Raw genomic sequence first — 14,358 nt, 5'->3', positions numbered from 1 at the left:
GGGGTTTTATCCCGCTTTTTCCGGACGGATGGCTGGTCCGCTTCCAATGTGGCATAAAAACAAATTCGAGTCAGAACCGGCAAAAAAATTGAGCAGGATGGCCCCGTAAAACGCGGGGCTGGATCCTTTCGCCCGGCCTCAGGATTTTCTTTTGGCTTTCCTTGAGATTGGGCGCTTTTTTCGTGTAAAATGGTTGGGGTAAGCATTTGCCGAACCTGATACCAACCTTTAAAGGAGAGAATTCATTTGAGCACACTTCATGTCATTGACCACCCGCTGATCCAGCACAAGTTGACGTATATCCGCGATAAACATACGGGGACAAAAGAATTCCGCGAACTTGTCGACGAAGTATCGACTTTGATGGCATTTGAAATTACCCGCGATATGCCGCTTGAAGAAATTGAAATTGAAACGCCGGTCTGCAAGGCAAAATCAAAAATTTTATCCGGCAAAAAAATCGGCATTGTCCCGATCCTGCGTGCGGGCCTGGGCATGGTCGACGGCGTGCGGAAACTGATCCCGGCTGCAAAAGTCGGACATGTCGGCCTGTACCGCGATCCGAAGACACTGACGCCGGTTGAATATTACATAAAACTTCCAAGCGATGTAGAGGAACGCGATTTTATTATTGTCGATCCGATGCTGGCTACAGGCGGTTCTGCCGTGGATGCGATCCAGTCTTTAAAACAGCGAGGCGCAAAAAACATTAAATTCATGTGCCTGATTGCATCCCCTGAGGGTGTGAAAGCCGTACAGAGAGCCCATCCGGACGTTGATATTTATACAGCAGCCCTTGATGAGAAGCTGAATGAGCAAGGGTACATTGTGCCGGGCCTCGGAGATGCGGGGGACCGCCTGTTTGGAACAAAATAAAATGTATGGATGCGCTTCGTGTTTTACAATTTTGTTAACCCTGCAGAAACAGGCTGGTAAAAAAATAAAAAGGGTCTATAATAACGGTATGTTTTCGGTATATAGATGAATGCCAGGTATGTAAACGATTGGAAAAAGGGCGCAAGCTTACGCCAGTGCAGGCGTTTCCTTCCTATTTCGGGAGGCGGGATGACCTTTTCTCGAAAAAACAAGTTCTAATGACTATATCAAGGAAACTCCTATTGACATTGGATAAGCGCTATTGTATGCTAAAAAAGTGTACATAATGAGAAGGTTTTCATATGGTTGGGATTCTACTATTTATATGCCGGAAATCTGAAAAACCAGTAAAGCCGGAGCTGCAGGCTACTCGTAACCTTAACAAATTGTAAGTTTTGGTTAAGAATGTTGCGATTTGCCAGGTGAAGTGACATACCGCTTTCCTGCTGTGCTGCAATTGATCGGCGTCCCTTGTCAGGAGTGTTTAAGGCATGCCGGAACTTCTACGTATCTACAAAAGGCTGCGCAAGTATTTGGTGATTCTTTTGTGCCTTTATTTGACGGGGGCGATGTTTCCCGGTTGCCGCTCTGTTTTCCTCGGGCTTTTGCTTGGCACAGCTGTTAGCCTCTTTAACTTATGGCTTATGGTGAAGAAAACATTGGCGGTTACCGATGTTTCCTCAGGCAAAAAAAGGGTCTCGCTCGGTACCGGGATGAGAATGGCGACTGCTGTCCTCGCGGTGGCGGTGGCGCTCCGTTTTCCGGATTTGTTTCATCTTTTAGCTGTAGTGATTGGCGTAATGACATCTTATCTGGTCATTATGATAGATTTTTTTGTAGGTTTGCTTCAACAAAGAAAAAAGTAAAGTGAGGTGAGTTTCGGTGGAACATAAGCAACCGATAGTTGAATTCATGGGGTTGTATTTTAACCTGTCCAACGTCATGATGATTACTGTCTCATCATTGATCGTGTTCATCATTGCGGTCATCTCAACAAGAAAGTTGGCGTTGAAACCTACAGGCATGCAGAATTTTATGGAATGGGTCATGGATTTTGTAAGAGGGATCATTAAAAGCAATATGGACTGGAAAACCGGCGGCGTCTTTCACATTCTGGGTCTAACACTGATCATGTATATCTTTGTTTCCAATATGCTTGGATTGCCGTTTATGGTTGTTTATGACCATTATTCCTGGTGGAAGTCACCTACTTCCGACCCGGTTGTTACCCTTACGCTGGCTGTTCTGGTCATGGGCCTGTCCCACTTTTACGGTGTCAAAAAGAGGGGGTTTGGCGGATATCTGAAAAGCTATGCTGAACCGTTATGGTTTCTGGTCCCGATTAACCTGATCGAACAGTTTGCCAACACATTAACATTAGGGCTCCGGCTTTATGGGAATATTTATGCCGGCGAAGTGTTGCTGTCGCTGCTTGCGGGCACTTTGGCGATGCATACAAACATTTGGGGGACAATCGGAGCAATTATTCCGACCCTTGTATGGCAAGGATTTTCTATTTTTGTCGGCACGATCCAGGCATATATCTTTACCATGTTAACAATGGTTTATATTTCTCATAGGATTGCCCATGAGGAATAACCATTTCTATATTTTTGAAAAATCACCTATTTATATATTCCAAAGGAGGAAATCTTATCATGAGTTTGGGTATTCTTGCAGCAGCAATCGCAGTTGGTTTGGCAGCATTGGGCGCCGGTATTGGTAACGGCCTTATTGTCGGTCGTACAGTTGAAGGGATTGCAAGGCAGCCAGAAGCACGCGGCCTTTTGCAGACAACAATGTTTATCGGCATCGGCTTAGTTGAAGCTCTTCCTATCATTGCGGTTGTTATCGCATTTATTGCACTGGGAAGATAAGGAAAATGTTGACGGCGAAGCGGATTCTAAGAAACCTTCGCCTTTCCTTTATGATTTAGCCAAGAATCGTTGTGGCTTTTGTTTTGAGCGGTTCAAGGCCATCTTCTTTGAACCATTTTGCTTCTTTTTTGGTAAAGGGTGCGAAAGAATGTTTTAAGAACGTGTGGAAGGGAGTGAACCCGGGTGTCCCAGACTGATTTAGTACTCGGATTTGTGCTAGGGAAGCTCAACACAGGCGATATTTTATTCCAGGCCATCATCTTTGTTGTGTTGCTTCTGCTATTGAAAAAATTTGCTTACGGTCCTCTTGTCGAAATGATGAGGAAACGTGAGGAACATATTGCAAAAGAAATTGAAACGGCGGAAAAAAACCGCGAAGAAGCAGCCAAGCTTTTGGAAGAACAGCGCAAGTTGCTGAAAGAAGCACGCGTTGAAGGTCAGAATTTAATTGAAAACGCAAGGAAACAAGCAGAAGTGCAGCATGATGATATCGTTGCAACAGCGCGTCAGGAAGCAGAACGCATGAAAGATGCAGCCAAAGTTGAAATCGAACAGGAAAAAGCAAAAGCTGTTGCTGCTTTGCGTGAACAGGTAGCATCCTTGTCCGTGATGATTGCCTCTAAAGTGATTGAAAAAGAAATTTCCGAGAAAGACCACGAGAAATTCATACTCGATTCTATTAAAGAGGCAGGAGAAATGAAATGAGTAATGAGGCGGTAGAAAAACGGTACGCTTCGGCACTTTTCGAGCTTGCAAAAGAGCACGGGCAGCTTCAAGAGATCGAAAAAGAAGTCCGGGCGGTAAAAGAGGTTTTTGAGGAAAACGAACCGTTCCGAAAGCTCCTTAAATCTCCGAAATTGACGATAGAAAAGAAACAAGAAATCCTTAAAAACATTTTTTCCGGATTATCCACTTTCACTTTGAATTTGTTGTTGCTCTTGACTGAGCGGCACAGGGACGAGCTCATTCCTAGGGTGTGCCGTGCTTTTATTGAACGGGTGAATGATGAACGCGGCATTGCAGATGCACTTGTCTACTCTGCCCGCCCGCTTTCTGCAGACGAGAGCAAAGCGATATCCGAAGTATTTGCCAAAAAAGTCGGAAAGCTGTCTTTAAACATTGAGAATATCGTGGATGACGGTCTGCTAGCCGGATTAAAAATCAGAATTGGAAACTCTATTTTTGACAGCAGTTTGCGCGGAAAATTGGAACGGCTTGAAAAAACATTAATCAGTTAAGTGAGAAATGAGGTGCTGGATTTATGAGCATTAAGGCTGAAGAAATCAGCTTGCTGATAAAAAAACAGATTGAAAATTACCAGTCTGAAATTGAAGTGAGCGATGTCGGTACCGTTATCGAAGTCGGTGACGGGATTGCACGTGCACACGGTCTTGACCAGGCGATGGCCGGGGAACTGCTGGAATTTTCCAACGGCGTCATGGGGCTTGCGCAGAACCTTGAGGAAAGTAATGTCGGGATCATTATTCTCGGGCCTTACCGCGAAATCCATGAAGGCGATGAAGTAAGGCGTACAGGCCGGATCATGCAGGTGCCGGTCGGGGAGGAACTGATCGGTCGTGTCGTCAACCCGCTCGGCCAGCCGGTTGACGGGCTCGGACCCATCAACACAACGAAAACCCGCCCGATTGAATCAAGAGCGCCTGGCGTAATGGATCGGAAATCGGTAAGCGAACCGCTGCAAACGGGGATTAAGGCGATCGATGCGCTTGTGCCGATCGGCCGCGGACAGCGGGAATTGATTATCGGCGACCGCCAAACCGGTAAAACGACCATTGCGATTGATACGATTATAAACCAAAAAGACCAGGACATGATTTGTATTTATGTTGCGATCGGCCAGAAAGAATCGACCGTCCGCGGTACAGTTGAAACGCTTCGCAAATTCGGAGCTTTGGATTATACGATTGTGGTAACGGCTTCCGCTTCACAACCGGCGCCTCTTCAATACCTGGCTCCGTATGCCGGTGTTGCGATGGGTGAAGAATTCATGCACAACGGAAAACACGTGCTTGTTGTATATGATGACTTATCCAAACAGGCTGTTGCTTACCGTGAACTTTCCTTGCTGTTGCGCCGTCCGCCGGGCCGTGAAGCCTATCCTGGCGATGTATTCTACTTGCACTCCCGCCTGCTTGAACGTGCTGCCAAATTAAGCGATGCAAAAGGCGGAGGTTCATTGACTGCATTGCCGTTCGTTGAAACACAGGCCGGCGATATTTCGGCTTACATTCCGACAAACGTGATTTCGATTACAGACGGGCAGATCTTCCTGCAGTCCGACTTGTTCTTCTCAGGTGTCCGTCCGGCGATCAATGCAGGGTTATCCGTATCCCGCGTCGGCGGTGCCGCACAAATCAAGGCAATGAAAAAAGTTTCCGGTACACTGCGTCTTGACCTGGCCTCTTACCGTGAACTTGAGTCATTTGCCCAATTCGGGTCGGATCTGGATAAAGCCACCCAGGCAAAACTGGCACGCGGGCAGCGTACGGTTGAAGTATTGAAGCAGGATCTGAACAAGCCAATCAAAGTGGAAAAACAAGTATGCATCCTGTATGCATTAACAAAAGGGTTGCTGGACGATATTCCAGTAGAAGACATTCTCCGTTTTGAATCGGAACTTTATGACTGGCTGGACCAGAACCGGGCATCCCTGCTCGAAGAAATCCGTACAACCGGAAATCTTCCTGACGATGAAAAAATGAAAGAAGCTATTCAGGCTTTTAAAAAGACCTTCGTAGCATCTGAACAGCAATAATAATTGGACAGAGAACCCCGTTACCCTTATGCAGCATGCGTTCTTTTTTCACTGTAGCATCATCCCGGGGCAAACGGGCCGGATAAGACAAAGGATTTCAATCCGGGATTGGAATCCTGATTAACTCACAAGGGTGGTGAAGTGAAGTGGCATCCTTACGCGATATAAAAAACCGGATCAACTCTACGCAGAAAACAAGCCAGATTACGAAGGCCATGCAGATGGTGTCGGCTGCAAAACTGAACCGTGCGGAATTGTCCGCCAAATCATTTGTCCCTTATATGGAGAAAATGCAGGATGTAGTGGTCAGCATTTCCCAGGGGACAGGCGGCGTCCGGCATCCGATGCTTGTTTCCCGCCCGGTTAAAAGGACCGGTTATTTCGTGATCACATCTGACCGCGGACTGGCCGGCGCTTTTAACAGCAACGTTTTAAGGCTTGTAACCCAGACCATTCGGGAACGCCATCAATCTGATGATGAATATGCGATTATTGTTATCGGCCGTACAGGATACGAATTTTTCAGGCGTCTAAAGATGAATGTTGTGCTGCAGATTGTCGGCCTGTCTGACCATCCGACATTCCAGGATATCGAAAATATTACAAAGAAAACGGTCGCGATGTATGAAGACGGGACATTTGATGAGTTGTATTTGTATTACAACCATTTTGTCAGCGCCATTAGCCAGGATGTGACGGAAAAAAGGCTGCTGCCGCTTACGGATGTAACGACGACAAACCGGCTCATTTCCTATGAATTTGAACCGTCTGCAGAAGAAATCCTGAGTGTTTTGCTGCCGCAATACGCAGAAAGCCTCATTTACGGCGCACTGCTGGACAGCAAAGCAAGTGAACACGCGGCACGCATGACTGCAATGAGAAATGCGACGGACAATGCAACTGAATTAATCGACTCGTTGACATTGACATATAACCGTGCCCGCCAGGCATCCATCACACAGGAAATTACGGAAATTGTCGGTGGAGCAGCTGCACTGGAATAATTTCCGTTTTGGCAAACCGCTCTTTTGTCGAAACGGAACGGGCATGTGCCATCAAGCAAGTTAGGAGGGAACAGTATGAGCATTGGACACGTTCTGCAAGTAATGGGTCCGGTAGTTGACGTAAAGTTTGAAAATGGTCAGCTCCCTGATATTTATAACGCATTAAAAATCAATTATAAAGCAAAAAATGCCAATGAAGTGGATATCAATGTCACACTGGAAGTTGCATTACACCTGGGCGATGATGCCGTCCGCACGATTGCGATGGCTTCCACAGACGGCATCCGCCGCGGCATGGAAGTGGTGGACACAGGTGCGCCGATCTCTGTACCGGTAGGGGAAGCAACCCTTGGCCGTGTATTTAATGTCCTCGGGGAAGTCATTGACCTTGACGGCGAACTGAAAGGCAATGTGCGACGCGACCCGATCCAAAAACCGGCGCCTTCTTTCGAGCAATTATCCACGCAGGTTGAAATTCTTGAAACCGGCATTAAAGTCGTTGACCTTTTGGCGCCTTACATCAAAGGTGGGAAGATTGGCTTGTTCGGCGGTGCCGGCGTTGGCAAAACCGTGTTAATCCAGGAACTGATTAACAACGTTGCACAGGAACACGGCGGTATTTCCGTATTCGCCGGCGTAGGAGAACGGACACGTGAAGGGAACGACCTCTACTACGAAATGAAAGATTCCGGCGTTATTGCCAAAACAGCGATGGTGTTCGGACAAATGAACGAACCGCCTGGCGCACGGATGCGTGTCGCTTTAACAGGGCTGACGATGGCTGAATATTTCCGTGATGAGCAAGGGCAGGACGTATTGCTCTTTATCGATAATATTTTCCGTTTCACACAGGCAGGTTCTGAAGTTTCTGCGCTGCTCGGCCGTATGCCGTCAGCCGTAGGTTACCAGCCGACCCTTGCAACCGAAATGGGTCAGCTGCAGGAACGGATTACGTCGACCAATAAAGGTTCCATTACTTCCATTCAGGCGATTTACGTACCTGCTGACGACTATACTGACCCGGCTCCGGCCACAACATTTGCCCACCTCGATGCGACGACAAACCTTGAACGGCGTTTGTCGGAAATGGGGATTTATCCTGCTGTGGATCCGCTCGCTTCGACATCAAGGGCATTGTCCCCTGAAATTGTCGGGGAAGAGCATTACAATGTTGCCCGCCAGGTACAGCAAACATTGCAACGTTACCGCGAGCTTCAGGACATTATCGCGATCCTCGGGATGGACGAACTGAGCGAAGATGACAAAATGATTGTTGCGCGGGCTCGGCGCATCCAGTTCTTCCTGTCGCAAAACTTCCACGTTGCGGAACAATTCACAGGCCAGCCTGGATCTTATGTGCCGGTTAAGGAAACCGTCCGCGGCTTTAAAGAAATTCTTGAAGGGAAATACGACCATCTTCCTGAAGATGCTTTCCGCCTCGTAGGCACGATCGAGGATGCTGTGAAAAAAGCGGAAGCCATGGGTGTAAAAGTATAATACGGGACCGGGAGGAAGCAAAATGAGGACATTTGAAGCCAGTGTTGTCACTCCGGACGGCCCGGTATACAATGCGGAAGTAGAAATGGTTATTGCAAAGGCCAAAAGCGGCGAGATCGGCATCCTGTACGGGCATGTTCCGCTTGTTGCGCCGCTTGATATCGGCGTTGTCCGGTTTAAAAACGGCGACCAGGAAAAAGTGGTTGCAGTGAGCGGCGGCATTTTGGAAACACGGTCCAATCAAGTGACCATTCTGGCGCAGGCTGCCGAAACCCCCGAACAGATAGACATCCGGCGGGCGGAAGAAGCAAAGCAGCGCGCAGAAAAAAGATTGCATCAGTCCCATCAGGATGATGTTGATTTTAAACGGGCAGAGCTTGCGTTAAAACGCGCGATGAACCGGATTGATGTCTACCGCCACTTTTCCAGATAACCGCTTTTCCATATTGTCATTTTATGATCAAAATAACGGCACCTTCTGCTTTTTCGGAAGGTGTTTTTCTTTAAGCGGCTGATTTACCGGGCAGGCGCCTGAACGGACTAAAACAGGAAGGGAATGAGGACAGATGACAGCCGAATTCGGAACGCAGGCAGTGCTCAGCATCCTTGTGAATTTATTTTTTATTGGCATGACGTTTTGGATCCTCCAAGCCGTCCACATTGAAAAGATCATAAAGAAAAACCACATTGTCCAGGCAAGGCTCTTGTATATTTTCCTTTCTGTCGCAATCGGATACAGCGTCAGCAATTTTTTCCTTGATTATTTGCTGTGGGCGCAGCGCCTGCATTTCCTGTTCCAATGACGGGTGTCGTCAAGCATTGTTTCAAAATTCCAATTGATTGGTTCTTTTGAGGCTGGAAAATGGTTCATTTTTCCTGTTTCCAAAAAATCATCTGTTGCATACAATTTAGGTATGCTTTTTTGACAAGATTCATTATACTAGTGTATAGGGTGTCAAAACTTGACGACTTTTACCTGGTATTTCTGCCGTCTCTCTTGTTAACACTTTTAATAAGAGAGAGGGGAGCGCAAAGATGAAATTCCGATTTGTATATCCGGTTTTGGCAATTGTAGGTTTGACACTTATTTTCATGGGGAATAAGACAGATGCGGCCAATTTTACGGATCAATTGCAGTTATTTCAGGCGTCCATTGCAAAATTAAACGGCAAAGTCACTGAATGGTCTTTATATACAAGAGAACCCCTGAGGGCGCCGTCCGAACCGGAATGGGCCGAAAAAGTGCAGACATTGCAGGATACATTCCCTGAAATGCACTGGTCGGTAAAAACGGACAGGCATGTGAAGGTGCTCACGGGCAAGCTGGAAAAAAGCCATTATGTCGAAACCGTAAAATTTATGTCGACCCTATCAAATGCTGAAAACGGTTCGTATATCATTTATGAAGTGAATGGCAAAGGATGGGACCGCGCGCAAATGCGTAAAGTCAATCAACTGGTATCTGCCCGCACTCGAGCGCTTTTTACGAAAAAGCCCATGGTTTTCTCTTGTATCAAAGGCGAATTCAGTGATAAAATGGATCGTGTTTTGTTACATGAAAAAAAAGAACAACTGCTGAAACGTCTTGATGCGAAAGAAACTGAAACAATGGAAGAAAAGAACTTTTATGCAGTTTCCGGATACTCGCCTAAGTTTTCTGAAAATATCCATGCCAAAAACCGGAAAATGAATGTGCAAATCGGTTTGCGAAACAGCGGTTTGAGCGGTAAGACAACGGTCGTAATTGGCACACCCATCATTACGATTGAATATTAATATAGAGAATATGGACGCGGAGGGGAATACTCTTGGAAAAGATCATCGTCCGCGGCGGAAACAGGCTTCAGGGCGCCGTTCAAGTGGAAGGCGCAAAGAATGCCGTATTGCCTGTGATCGCTGCATCGTTATTGGCAAGTGAAGGAAAAAGCATCATACGTGATGTACCACAACTCTCCGATGTATTTACAATCAGTGAAGTGCTGCGCCACCTGAATGCTGAAGTTACGTTTCTGGAGAATGAAATCACTGTAGATGCATCAAGGGAGTTATCAATTGAAACGCCTTTTGAATATGTACGCAAAATGAGGGCATCTTTTTTAGTGCTGGGGCCGTTACTGGCAAGAACCGGGAAAGCAAGGGTCGCATTACCGGGAGGCTGCGCCATCGGATCCCGCCCTATTGACTTGCACTTAAAAGGATTTGAAGCAATGGGCGCCAAAGTAGATGTGGGAAACGGCTTTATTGAAGCGTCGGTATCCGGCCGCTTGCATGGCGCGAAAATATATATGGATTTTCCAAGCGTCGGCGCAACCCAGAATATTATGATGGCCGCATCGCTGGCTGACGGACAAACGGTCATTGAAAACTGTGCAAAAGAACCTGAAATTGTGGATCTTGCCAATTTCCTGAATGAAATGGGCGCGAATGTAAAAGGTGCCGGCACGGGAACCATCAAGATCGAAGGTGTGGAGAAGCTGCATGCTGCTGATCATACCATCATACCGGACAGAATTGAAGCAGGGACATTTATGGTTGCTGCTGCGATTACAAAGGGAAATGTGTTGGTAAAAGGTGCGGTACCTGAGCATATTTCTTCCTTAATTGCAAAACTGGAGGAAATGGGTGTAACCATCATTGAAGAAGAGAACGGCGTCCGGGTTATCGGCCCGGAAACATTAAAGGCAGTAGACATCAAGACAATGCCTTATCCGGGATTTCCGACCGATATGCAGTCGCAAATGATGGCGCTCCTTTTGTGTGCTGAAGGCACGAGCGTGATTACGGAAACGGTATTTGAAAACCGATTCATGCATGTGGAAGAATTCCGGCGCATGAATGCGGATTTAAAAATAGAAGGGCGTTCGGTTATTGTGAACGGGCCGTGCAATTTGCAGGGGGCTGAAGTTGCCGCAACAGACCTGCGGGCAGCCGCCGCTTTAATTATTGCCGGGCTGGCGGCAAAAGGCATCACCCGGGTGACCGAATTAAAACATCTGGATCGCGGCTATTTGAACTTTCATTTAAAACTGGCTGCACTTGGGGCCAACATTGAAAGGGTCGACGATGAAGTGGAAGTTGCGCCGGCAAAACAAGATCAGTTGCTTGCTGACGCCAATCTCTAGTTTGTATAAAAACCTCTGTACATATTCCCCATGTGCAGGGTTTTTTTTTCGCCATTTTTCTGCCGCTGTTCCCATTATGGACAAAACGGGCCGGTTTCAAACGTATAGGTCCTGATTTTTCATATAGTTGTTGAACAGTTTATGCTGAAACGCCGGCCAGTGCGTTCTCTCCTGCCCCAAGCGTGCGCCCCGCAACTTTTCCGATGTGCATCTCTCCTCCTTTGCCCATAAGCGCGCCGGACGGTTCGGTGGCTTTTTTTTCAGTGCCGGCAAATGCTTGCCCCGTGCTTGTCCCCCACAACGTTCTAGCATGCATTTTTAATCATAAATGCTTGTCCCGTCCCATAAATTGGAGTATAGGCTTTTCACCACTTCGACCATATGGAGGCGTCAGCATGAAACCAATCAAACCTGTTGTAGTCGCAGCGATCCTCGTACTCGCCTTTTCCTTCCTTATTCCGGCCCTCGTCGTCCTTCCGTTCCACAACGACAAGGTGAGCGGAAAATTGCATGAAAAAAAACCGGCAAAGGAGGAGAAAAAAGCGGCATCCGTCCAGGTATCCGTATACAGAAGCATGGAGAAAAAGGTTGACCGCGTGCCAATGGAAGACTATGTTGCAGGCGTGGTCGCAGCTGAAATGCCTGCAACGTTTAAACTTGAGGCATTAAAAGCCCAGGCACTGACTGCCCGCACTTTCATCGTCAACCGGATGTTAAATGGCGGAAACAGGGATTTGCCGGATAATGCCAATGTGACAGATACGGTCAACGACCAGGTATATTTGAGCCGGGATGAACTGAAAAACGTTTGGGGGAAAGCGTATCAGGAAAAAATGGAGAAAATCAACAAAGCGGTCGCTGCAACAGAAGGCGAAATTATCACTTACCATAACAAGCCGATCGATGCAGCGTTTTTCTCAACCAGCAACGGTTACACAGAAAATGCCGGCGATTACTGGTCCAATGCCGTTCCATATTTAAAAAGCGTGAAAAGCCCGTGGGATCAAACCTCGCCAAAATTCAAGAAAGTCACATCCATCCCTGTCACGGCGTTTGAACAAAAACTCGGGGTCCGGATGCAAGCGAATGATACGGGAACCGTCTTATCCAGGACAGAAGGAAAAAGAGTGGCGAAAATCAAAATTGCCGGCAAAGTTTTCACCGGCAGGCAGGTGAGGGAAAAGCTGGGGCTGCCTTCTTCAGATTTTACATGGGAAAGAAAAGGAAATGAAATTGAAATTACAACGAAAGGATACGGGCACGGCGTCGGCATGAGCCAGTACGGGGCAAACGGCATGGCACAGGAAGGGAAAGATTATAAAGCGATTGTGGCGTATTATTATCAAGGCGTCACGGTTCAGCCATTCAGCCAAATTGCCGGAGCCGGCGCCCTAGCAAAAAAATAACCCCTTTCGAGACAAAAATTTTTTAAACTTGATGTATAAACAAATGAAGAAATGTTCAGAATGGTTGCTGAGGTGATGATAAATGAGAGAGGAAGAAAAGAAACGGCCTTCTCAACCAAAGAACATAAAAAATTTCTTCAAAAAACGCTGGGTCTATCCGGCAATCTATTTAGTAAGCGCGGTGCTGTTGATTACAGGGATTATTTGGTATCAGTCGCTTGGAACCCATTCGGCAAAAGAAAAATTCAAAAACGATGCATCCATCAGCCAGAAAGGATCCGGCAATGAAGCAATCGAAGTAAACAAAGCGGTAGAAAACTTCAGAATGCCGGTACAAAAACCTGAACTGGCCACGATTGAGAAGAAGTTTTACGACGCGAATGCTTCCGTCAAGGACCAGGAAGCCGCACTTGTTGTATACGGCAACACGTACCAGCCGAACCAGGGAGTCGACATTACGATGAAAAATGGCAAAACATTTGACGTTGTCGCTGCAATGGGCGGCACTGTTACAAAAGTGCAGGAAGACGCTGTTTTGGGCAATGTCATTGAAGTCGAACATGACAAAGGTGTGACGACCGAATACCAATCGGTAAAAGACATTGCGGTGAAAGAAGGCGATACGGTTAAGCAAGGACAAACGATCGCAAAAGCCGGCCGGAGCGAGCTGAACAAAGCAGCCGGGACGCATCTTCATTTTGAAATCCGCAAAGATGATGTAGCGGTCAATCCGGAAGGCTACTTCAATAAAACGGTCAGCGACGTCAAAACGCCGGAAGTTTCATCTGATAGCAGCCAGTCTAAGCAAAGCCAGTCTTCTGAAAAAACATCAACCAGCCAGAAAAGTCATTAAAACACAGCCCGCGCTGTAAACAGGACAGAAAACCTCTGTCCTTTTTTTATGTTTTCCGCCTGCTTCCCGTAAAAAAAGCAGTTTCTTGCATAAAATGGTACACAAGCTAATAAACTGTTACAAACTTGACAAAAAAGCGAGAGTGTTTGAGGTGAGGAATCGTTAATGACGGGAACATCTTCGCTACAGACTTGATTATATTCTGCACCATCAGAAAGGCTTCACTTTCTGCCGCAAGCATGAACAGCCTGCGGGACCCAGTACAAAATTGAATCCAGCGAGTCTCATTTCACACGCCTCACATCCAATTTTTGGGGAGGGCGAGTAGTGTGCACGATTACATCAAAGAGAGGACTATCAAGATTGGGAAGTATATCGTGGAGACGAGGAAAACAGTTCGCGTAATTGCGAAAGAGTTTGGCGTATCCAAAAGTACTGTCCATAAAGATTTGACGGAAAGGCTGCCGGAAATCAATCCGGAACTGGCAAATGAGGTAAAGGATATCCTCGATTACCATAAATCTGTCCGCCATTTGCGCGGAGGGGAAGCAACGAAGCAAAAATATAAAAAAGAAGAGTATCCAGTCACAGAGTAACAGCAAAACCGTTAGCAGCGCTTTCCGGCTCATGAGGGCTCCATGATCCCTGAAAGAAGCAATCGAATTGCGCGGTTGCTTCTTTTTACGGACCGGATCGGTTTGGGGAACGATTCCGGTGACAGTGCGCAGCTGCTTCCATCCGGTAAACAGCTGTCGCAAAATTAAAAAGGACACCCATGCGGAAGCCGCTTTTTTGAAAGACCGGCCCCTGTAAAATCCCCTCCGTTTACCCCGCTTGAAAAATACCCGAAAATAAAATTTGACAAATGATCCCGAAACCCGGCAAAAATATGCTAAAATAAATAATCAGGGATAACAGACAATGATAGACTTCGAATAGATAAATCG

At 46.8% G+C, this 14,358-nt stretch carries 16 protein-coding genes; all 16 read left to right on the top strand.

Features of this window, described 5'->3' with window-relative positions:
* Nucleotides 1-246 precede the first annotated feature (246 nt).
* The 16 genes from upp to spoIIID all read left to right on the top strand — a co-directional run bounded on the left by upp (nucleotide 247) and on the right by spoIIID (nucleotide 14,007).
* The gene (gene upp, locus OF158_RS16645; RefSeq protein WP_014096758.1) at nucleotides 247-876 is read left to right on the top strand and encodes a uracil phosphoribosyltransferase; all 630 of its coding nucleotides are present in this window, start codon (nucleotides 247-249) and stop codon (nucleotides 874-876) included.
* Between the two features lie 491 nt (nucleotides 877-1,367).
* Nucleotides 1,368-1,742, top strand: coding sequence for an ATP synthase subunit I (locus OF158_RS16640; RefSeq protein ID WP_014096760.1), 375 nt, complete (start codon nucleotides 1,368-1,370; stop codon nucleotides 1,740-1,742).
* Nucleotides 1,743-1,758: 16 nt separating this feature from the next.
* Nucleotides 1,759-2,475, top strand: a complete 717-nt coding sequence (gene atpB / locus OF158_RS16635) for a F0F1 ATP synthase subunit A (RefSeq protein WP_014096761.1) — start codon at nucleotides 1,759-1,761, stop codon at nucleotides 2,473-2,475.
* Nucleotides 2,476-2,540: 65 nt separating this feature from the next.
* Nucleotides 2,541-2,753 (top strand): F0F1 ATP synthase subunit C, encoded by a 213-nt coding sequence (atpE, locus tag OF158_RS16630; protein WP_026104500.1) that lies wholly within the window; start codon nucleotides 2,541-2,543, stop codon nucleotides 2,751-2,753.
* A gap of 183 nt (nucleotides 2,754-2,936) precedes the next feature.
* Nucleotides 2,937-3,458: a F0F1 ATP synthase subunit B gene (atpF, locus tag OF158_RS16625; RefSeq protein ID WP_014096763.1), complete on the top strand. Its 522-nt coding sequence runs from the start codon at nucleotides 2,937-2,939 to the stop codon at nucleotides 3,456-3,458.
* Nucleotides 3,455-3,991 carry a F0F1 ATP synthase subunit delta gene (locus OF158_RS16620; RefSeq protein ID WP_014096764.1) on the top strand — a complete coding sequence of 179 codons (537 nt, stop codon included), beginning with the start codon at nucleotides 3,455-3,457 and terminating at the stop codon, nucleotides 3,989-3,991. The genes atpF and OF158_RS16620 overlap by 4 nt, the downstream gene beginning before the upstream one ends.
* Nucleotides 3,992-4,014: 23 nt before the next feature.
* Nucleotides 4,015-5,529 (top strand): F0F1 ATP synthase subunit alpha, encoded by a 1,515-nt coding sequence (gene atpA / locus OF158_RS16615; RefSeq protein ID WP_014096765.1) that lies wholly within the window; start codon nucleotides 4,015-4,017, stop codon nucleotides 5,527-5,529.
* 146 nt (nucleotides 5,530-5,675) lie between these two features.
* The gene (gene atpG / locus OF158_RS16610; RefSeq protein ID WP_014096766.1) at nucleotides 5,676-6,533 is read left to right on the top strand and encodes an ATP synthase F1 subunit gamma; all 858 of its coding nucleotides are present in this window, start codon (nucleotides 5,676-5,678) and stop codon (nucleotides 6,531-6,533) included.
* 75 nt (nucleotides 6,534-6,608) lie between these two features.
* Nucleotides 6,609-8,030 carry a F0F1 ATP synthase subunit beta gene (gene atpD / locus OF158_RS16605; RefSeq protein WP_014096767.1) on the top strand — a complete coding sequence of 474 codons (1,422 nt, stop codon included), beginning with the start codon at nucleotides 6,609-6,611 and terminating at the stop codon, nucleotides 8,028-8,030.
* Between the two features lie 22 nt (nucleotides 8,031-8,052).
* Nucleotides 8,053-8,463 (top strand): F0F1 ATP synthase subunit epsilon, encoded by a 411-nt coding sequence (locus tag OF158_RS16600; protein ID WP_014096768.1) that lies wholly within the window; start codon nucleotides 8,053-8,055, stop codon nucleotides 8,461-8,463.
* A 133-nt stretch (nucleotides 8,464-8,596) separates the two neighbouring features.
* Nucleotides 8,597-8,833, top strand: a complete 237-nt coding sequence (locus OF158_RS16595; RefSeq protein WP_014096769.1) for a DUF1146 family protein — start codon at nucleotides 8,597-8,599, stop codon at nucleotides 8,831-8,833.
* Nucleotides 8,834-9,065: 232 nt separating this feature from the next.
* Complete coding sequence (locus OF158_RS16590) at nucleotides 9,066-9,806, top strand: YwmB family TATA-box binding protein (RefSeq protein ID WP_014096770.1); 741 nt, start codon at nucleotides 9,066-9,068, stop codon at nucleotides 9,804-9,806.
* A gap of 32 nt (nucleotides 9,807-9,838) precedes the next feature.
* Complete coding sequence (murA, locus tag OF158_RS16585; RefSeq protein WP_035183245.1) at nucleotides 9,839-11,152, top strand: UDP-N-acetylglucosamine 1-carboxyvinyltransferase; 1,314 nt, start codon at nucleotides 9,839-9,841, stop codon at nucleotides 11,150-11,152.
* A gap of 395 nt (nucleotides 11,153-11,547) precedes the next feature.
* Nucleotides 11,548-12,558 (top strand): stage II sporulation protein D, encoded by a 1,011-nt coding sequence (gene spoIID, locus OF158_RS16580; protein ID WP_017550311.1) that lies wholly within the window; start codon nucleotides 11,548-11,550, stop codon nucleotides 12,556-12,558.
* 82 nt (nucleotides 12,559-12,640) lie between these two features.
* On the top strand, nucleotides 12,641-13,411 hold the full coding sequence (locus tag OF158_RS16575) for a stage II sporulation protein SpoIIQ (RefSeq protein WP_017550310.1): 771 nt from the start codon (nucleotides 12,641-12,643) through the stop codon (nucleotides 13,409-13,411).
* A gap of 329 nt (nucleotides 13,412-13,740) precedes the next feature.
* Complete coding sequence (gene spoIIID / locus OF158_RS16570; protein ID WP_014096774.1) at nucleotides 13,741-14,007, top strand: sporulation transcriptional regulator SpoIIID; 267 nt, start codon at nucleotides 13,741-13,743, stop codon at nucleotides 14,005-14,007.
* Nucleotides 14,008-14,358: the final 351 nt, after the last annotated feature.

This window comes from Weizmannia sp. WK01 (assembly GCF_025905465.1).
In the GTDB taxonomy this organism is placed as follows: domain Bacteria; phylum Bacillota; class Bacilli; order Bacillales; family Bacillaceae_C; genus Weizmannia; species Weizmannia faecalis.
The sequence above is the reverse complement of the archived record's forward strand: the minus strand, read 5'-3'. Positions and strand labels throughout refer to the sequence as shown.